Origin of the sequence: Actinomadura rubrisoli, assembly GCF_004349215.1 — a bacterium.
Classification (GTDB): domain Bacteria; phylum Actinomycetota; class Actinomycetes; order Streptosporangiales; family Streptosporangiaceae; genus Spirillospora; species Spirillospora rubrisoli.
Genome location: NZ_SMKU01000501.1, coordinates 1 through 5,005 on the forward strand (window position 1 = coordinate 1; position 5,005 = coordinate 5,005).

At 74.6% G+C, this 5,005-nt stretch carries 4 protein-coding genes and 2 pseudogenes; 4 read left to right on the top strand and 2 right to left on the bottom strand.

The features are described 5' to 3' along the window. Positions 1-138 precede the first annotated feature (138 nt). A complete protein-coding gene (locus tag E1298_RS43960; RefSeq protein WP_131903315.1) occupies positions 139-924 on the bottom strand; it encodes a DeoR/GlpR family DNA-binding transcription regulator in 786 nt (261 codons plus the stop codon). 160 nt (positions 925-1,084) lie between these two features. Between E1298_RS43960 and E1298_RS43965 the strand changes: the two genes are divergently transcribed. From E1298_RS43965 to E1298_RS43980, 4 genes and pseudogenes are all read left to right on the top strand, one after another. Further along, positions 1,085-2,065 (top strand): SIS domain-containing protein, encoded by a 981-nt coding sequence (locus E1298_RS43965; protein ID WP_243726217.1) that lies wholly within the window; start codon positions 1,085-1,087, stop codon positions 2,063-2,065. Then, positions 2,062-3,177 carry an N-acetylglucosamine-6-phosphate deacetylase gene (nagA, locus tag E1298_RS43970; protein WP_131903316.1) on the top strand — a complete coding sequence of 372 codons (1,116 nt, stop codon included), beginning with the start codon at positions 2,062-2,064 and terminating at the stop codon, positions 3,175-3,177. Before E1298_RS43965 ends, nagA begins: the two co-directional genes overlap by 4 nt. Continuing rightward, entirely contained in the window at positions 3,174-4,091 is a 918-nt protein-coding gene (locus E1298_RS43975) for a 1-phosphofructokinase family hexose kinase (protein WP_131903317.1), read from the top strand. The genes nagA and E1298_RS43975 overlap by 4 nt, the downstream gene beginning before the upstream one ends. After that, positions 4,079-4,681, top strand: a pseudogene (locus tag E1298_RS43980) (class II fructose-bisphosphate aldolase); the annotation flags it as partial. The gene E1298_RS43975 and the pseudogene E1298_RS43980, both read left to right, overlap by 13 nt. Positions 4,682-4,720: 39 nt before the next feature. On the opposite strand, the pseudogene E1298_RS43985 reads toward E1298_RS43980, so the two are convergent. Beyond that, positions 4,721-5,005 (bottom strand): annotated as a pseudogene (locus E1298_RS43985) (beta-ketoacyl synthase N-terminal-like domain-containing protein); the annotation flags it as partial.

Consider the following 5,005-nt stretch of genomic DNA (forward strand, 5'->3'; position numbering starts at 1 on the left):
CCACCAACCCCTGACCCGGCGCCGACCTGCCCGCGCGCCGAGCCGCGCGCCCGCCCGACGCCCGCCGAACGGTCGCCCCCTCGCCGCGCTGCGCGCGCGCCCGTCCGACGCCTGCCGGGCCTGACCGTCGCGACGCGTTCAGGCGCGGATGACCTCTACGCCCGCCTCGACGAAGGCCGCCACGTCGGCCTCCGGGACCGTTCCGTCCGTCACCAAGACATCGATGCGGGACGTGTCGCAGATCTTGGCGAACGCGCGGCGCCCCACCTTGGAGCCGTCCGCCACCACGACGACCTTGTCGGCGCGCTCGGTCATGATCCGGTTCACGTCCGCCTCGCCCTCGTTGTGGCAGGTCGCGCCGTGCTCGACGGTCACGCCGGCGACCCCGAGGATCACCACGTCCAGCGTCACATGGTCGAAGATCACCGTGGCCAGCGGGCCGGTCAGCTGGTAGGACTGCGGCCGGGGCACCCCGCCCGTCAAGACGATCTTCATATGCGGGCGGACGGCCAGCTCGTTGCCGATGTTGAGCGCGTTCGTGACGATCGTGATCGCCGGTGCGGAGCCCTCGGCGTGCAGGTCGGCGCGGGTGGCGAGGACGCGGGCGACCTCGGACGTCGTCGTCCCGCCGTTCAGCCCGACGATCGAGCCTGGCCTGGCCAGCTCCGCCGTCGCGGCCGCGATCCGCTGCTTCTCGGAGGCGTGCCGCGCGCTCTTGTAGCGCAGCGGCAGGTCGTAGCTGACGCTCTGCGCGACGGCGCCGCCCCGGGTGCGGGTGAGCATCTGCTGCTGGGCGAGCTGGTCGAAGTCGCGGCGGATCGTCGCGGCGGAGACGGCCATGCGCGAGGCGGCCTCCTCGACGGTCAGCTGCCCCGCGTCCGCGAGCAGTTCCAGCAACGCGTTCCAGCGTTCGTGCCGGTTCACGCCGGCCTCCTCTCGTGCGGACGGACACACGGACGAGGCCGTCCCCGGGACCGGGGGCGGCCGTCGTCCCAGGAGTCTAGCGATGCCGTTTCTTGGTCTTTTCTGCACTTACTGCCTATGAAACAATCATTTGCAAACAAAACTATGCAAAGGGGTGTCCATGGCGAAGCCGCCGGAGGGCAGCGGCCATACCGAGACCGAGATCGCCTCCCAGCCGGATCGCTGGCGCCGCGCCGCCGCGTCCGCCGCCGGATTCGCGCCGGTCCTGCCCCGTCCCGGCGAGCGGGTCGCGGTGGTCGGCTGCGGCACGTCCTGGTTCGTCGGCCAGGCGTACGCCGCCCTGCGGGAGGCGGCCGGGCAGGGCGAGACCGACGCGTTCGCCGCGTCCGAGCTGCCGGCGGGCCGGGCCTACGACCGGCTGCTCGCCCTCACCCGCTCCGGCACGACGACCGAGGTCCTGGACGTCCTCCACCGGGTCCGCGGCACGGTCCCCACCGTCGCGATCACCGCCGACCCGGCGACCCCGGTCATGGGGGCGGCCGACGAGGTCGTCGTCCTCGACTACGCCGACGAGAGGTCGGTGGTCCAGACGCGCTTCGCCACGACCCAGCTCGTCCTGCTGCGCGCGCACCTCGGCGAGGACGTCGCGGGCGTGATCGCCGACGCCGAGCGGGCGCTCGCCGGGCCGCTGCCCGCCGAGGCCGTCCGCGCCGAGCAGTTCACCTTCCTCGGACGCGGCTGGACGGTCGGCCTCGCGCACGAGGCGGCCCTGAAGATGCGCGAGGCGGCCCGCGCCTGGACCGAGTCGTACCCCGCCATGGAATACCGGCACGGTCCCATCAGCGTCACCGGCCCTGGACGCGTCGCCTGGATGTTCGGCGAGCCGCCCGCCGGCCTCGCCGACCAGGTCGAAGGCGTCGGCGGCACGATGATCACCAGCGTCCTGGACCCGCTGGCCGACCTGATCCGCGCGCAGCGGCTCGCCGTCGAGCTCGCGCGCGCCCGGGGCGCCGACCCCGACGCGCCCCGCAACCTGACCCGCTCGGTCGTCCTGGACGCGGATTCCGGGATCCACCCGGTGGATCCGGGCACGTCCGGCGACCCGTCCTACTCGGCCATCCTGGACGCGGACGCGTCATGACGGTGCTGACCAACGCGCGCGTGGTCCTCCCGGACGGCGTCCGGCACGGCGAGCTGCGCATCGAGGCGGGCCGCATCGCCGCGCCATCGCCTGTCACCGAGGACGTGCTCGATCTCGCGGGGCGGTACGTCATCCCCGGCTTCGTCGACATCCACGTCCATGGCGGGGCGGGCGCGTCCTACCAGTCCGGACGCGGCGAGGAGGCGCGCCGGGCCGCGGAGTTCCACCTCGCCGCCGGGACGACCACCACGATCGCCAGCCTGGTGACCGGGAGCCCCGGGGAACTGGCGGACGCCGTCGCCGGGCTGGCCGACCTCGCCGCGGACGGCGTGCTCGCCGGCATCCACCTCGAAGGCCCCTACCTGGCCCGGGAGCGGTGCGGCGCCCACAATCCGACGCTGCTCCGGCCGCCGGACGCGGCCGAGTTCCGGCGGCTGGTCGCGCTCGGACGCGGGCACCTCCGCATGATCACGCTGGCGCCGGAGCTGCCGGGCGCGCTCGACCTCGTCCGGGAGGCGGCGGACGCGGGCGTGATCGCGGCCGTGGGGCACACCGAGGCCCCGGGCGCGACGGCGCGGGCGGCGTTCGACGCGGGCGCGCGCGTGGCGACCCACCTGTTCAACGCGATGCGGCCGCTGCACCACCGCGAGGGCGGCCCGATCGCCGCCGCGCTCAACGACCCGCGGGTCATCGTCGAGCTGATCGCCGACGGTGTGCACGTGGAGTCCGGCGTCGTGCGCCTGGCCTTCGAGGCGGCGGGCGCGGGACGGGTGGCGCTGATCACCGACGCGATGGCGGCCGCCGGGATGGGCGACGGCGACTACCGGCTCGGCGGGATGGAGGTCCAGGTCCGGGACGGCCGCGCGACGCTCGCCGGCGGATCGTCCATCGCGGGCAGCACGATCACGATGGCGGACGCGTTCCGCCGCGCGGTCACCGAGGTCGGCCTGCCGATCGAGCAGGCCGCCGAAGCCGCAGCCCTCACCCCGGCGCGCGCGCTGGGCATCGACTCGCGTGTCGGATCGCTGGAGCCCGGCAAGGACGCCGACCTCCTCGTCCTGGACGACGATCTCGCCGTCGCCCGGGTCATGAAGGGCGGCCGCTGGCGGTGATCCTCACGGTGACGCTGAACGTCGCGCTCGACGTCACGTACGAGATGACCACCGTGACGTGGGGCGGCTCCAACCGCGTGGCCCGCGCGCGGCGGCGAGCGGGCGGCAAAGGCGTCAACGTGGCCCGCGTCGCCGCCGCCCTCGGCGAGGACGTCCTGGTCACGGGCCTGGCAGGAGGCGGGACGGGCGATCTCGTCCGCGCCGACCTGGCCGCGTCCGGACTCCGGCACGCCCTCATGCCCGTCCGCGGGACGTCCCGGAACACCGTCACCGTCGTCGCGACCGGAACCGGCGACGCGACCGTCTTCAACGAGGCGGGCCCCGAGATCGACCCGGGGGAGTGGGACGCCTTCCAGGAGCACTACCGATCACTGCTGGCCCGGTCCCACGTGGTCGTCCTGTCGGGAAGCCTCCCGCCCGGCGTGCCCCGCGACGCCTACGCCACCCTGACCGCGCTCGCTGCGGACCGTCCGGTGATCATCGATGCCGACGGCGACGCGCTTTCCCAAGGCGTCCGAGCCGGGCCCGCCGTCGTGAAACCCAACGCGGACGAACTCCGCCGCGCCACAGGATTGCCACCCGTCCCCGGCTCACGCGCGCTACAGGCCGCAGGCGCGCGCGCAGTCCTGGTATCGCTCGGCCCAGACGGCCTTCTGGCGACAACCCCGGACGGTGTCTGGCGAGCCAAGCCGCCCGGTCCCGTCACAGGCAACCCCACAGGTGCCGGAGACGCGGCAGTGGCCGCCACCGCCCGCGCCCTGCTCTCGGCCACGCCCTGGCCCGACCTCCTCCGGCACGCCGCCGCGCTCTCCGCCGCCGCCGTCCGGGCCCCGCTGGCCGGCGACTTCGACGCCGCCGCCTACCCCCGGCTCCTCCCCGAGATCATCGTCGAAGGACCGTCATGCCCCTCGTAGGAACCGGCGACATCGTCGCCCCCGCCGTCGCGGTCCACCGCGGCGCCGGCGCGTTCAACGTCATCCAGATCGAACACGCCACCGCGATCGTCGCCGGGGCCGAGGCCGCCGGCGCCCCGGTCATCCTGCAGATCAGCGAGAACTGCGTGCGATACCACGGCGCGGCCGCCCCGATCATCGCCGCCACGATCGCCATCGCCCGCGCCGCCGCCGTCCCCGCGGCCGTCCACCTCGACCACGCCACCTCCGAGGACCTCGTCCACGAGGCCGTCGACCACGGCGTCGGCTCGGTGATGTTCGACGCGTCCACCCTGCCCTATCTCGCGAACGTCGCGGTCACCGCCGAGGTCGCCGCCTGGTGCCACGCCCGCGACGTCTTCGTGGAGGCCGAACTGGGAGAGGTCGGCGGCAAGGACGGCGTACACGCCCCCGGCGTCCGCACCAACCCCTCCGAGGCCGCCGCCTACGTTGCCGCGACCGACATCGACGCCCTCGCCGTGGCGGTCGGCTCGTCCCACGCGATGCGGACCCGCGACGCCGTCCTCGACCTGGACCTGATCTCCGACCTACGCGCCGCCGTGCCCGTCCCGCTCGTCCTGCACGGCTCCTCCGGCGTTCCGGACGCCGCCCTGGCCGCGGCCGTCCGGCGGGCTGCCGGTGATGTGGTAGGCGTCGGACGTGATGCCCACGCCCGCCAGCCGGCCGTAGATCCGCGCGCCGCGCGCCTTGGCGTGCTCCGCGCTCTCCAGGACGACCACGCCGGCACCCTCGCCCATCACGAACCCGTCGCGGTCGACGTCGAACGGGCGGGAGGCCCGCTCCGGGTCGTCGTTGCGGGTGCTCAGGGTCCGGGCCTGGGCGAAACCGGTGATGGTGATCGGGTGGATGCAGGCCTCCGCGCCACCGGCCACCAC